The organism is Corallococcus praedator (assembly GCF_003612125.1).
GTDB lineage: Bacteria > Myxococcota > Myxococcia > Myxococcales > Myxococcaceae > Corallococcus > Corallococcus praedator.
Window position 1 is genome coordinate 1 of record NZ_RAWI01000784.1, and the last position, 1,001, is coordinate 1,001.

At 75.2% G+C, this 1,001-nt stretch carries 1 protein-coding gene; it reads right to left on the reverse strand.

Features of this window, described 5'->3' with window-relative positions; all coding sequences use genetic code 11:
- Positions 1-595 (reverse strand): hypothetical protein (locus D7Y13_RS41725; protein WP_208734557.1); only part of this gene is annotated, 595 nt, incomplete at its 3' end.
- Positions 596-1,001 lie beyond the last annotated feature (406 nt).

The following is a 1,001-nucleotide window of genomic DNA, read 5'->3' on the forward strand; positions in this document are numbered from 1 at the left end:
GTCCGGCTCCCGATGCCCGCGCCCCACCCCACACGAGCCACCGGCGCTTCGACGGTGCCGCGATGGAATGCTCGGTGAGCGTGGCCGTGCGCTCCGGAGGGACCCAGGCGTTCGGCATGGGAGCCCGGGAGGCGGAGCGCGGCGCCGTGGACGCGGTCATCTCCTCGACGGTGGCGTGGGGCGCGGGCATCGGGAGCCGGACCGGGCGGTGCTCCGCCGACGGCATCGCGCCCGACCGGATCGACGCGGGCACCTCCGAGCGCGGCACGGCGCGCATGTCCTGCGTGGGGCCCTCGTCGTCCTCCGCGCGGGTGATGGACCGCATGTCCTGGGTGGCGTCGTCCTCGTCCTCCTGGAGCCGGGCCGCGAGCAGGCGCTGATCCAGGGTGGGCGCGTCCTCGTCCTCGTCCGACGGGAACCGGGGCGACAGCCGGCCGAGCGGATCCACCATGGCGAGCGTGGGCGCGTCCTCCTCCACCTGGAATCCGGAAGCAGGAGGTCCCAGACGCCCGAGCGGATCCATCATCGCGAGCGTGGGGCCTTCATCCACGGTCACCGTCGGGATGGACGGCTCTTCCAGGCGCACCGGGCGCATGGAGCGCGAGGGCGGTGATTCCAGGGCGCGCCGCGCCCCCGTCGTCTGTCGGGGCTCCGGCCGGGAGTCAGCGCGCGGTTCGGCACCCCGGAGCTCCGGGATGCGAGGGTCCGAGCCCCGGGGTTCAGCGCGGGCGTCCGGGCTGCGGGAATCAGCGCGGACCTCCGCGTGACGGTTCTCTGAACGAAGCTCGGCACCACGGGCGTCCGTATTGCGGCCCTCGGCGCGAGCGTCGGCACCACGGGCGTCCGCACCACGGCCCTCGGAACCACGAGCGTCCGCACCGCGACCCTCCGCGCGAGGATCCGCATTGCGGACCTCGCCGCGCCCCTCTGCACGAGGCTCCGCCCCCCGCATCTCGCGCAGCAGCTCCGCGTTGCGCCCCTCGACGCGGGCCTCCGCCCCC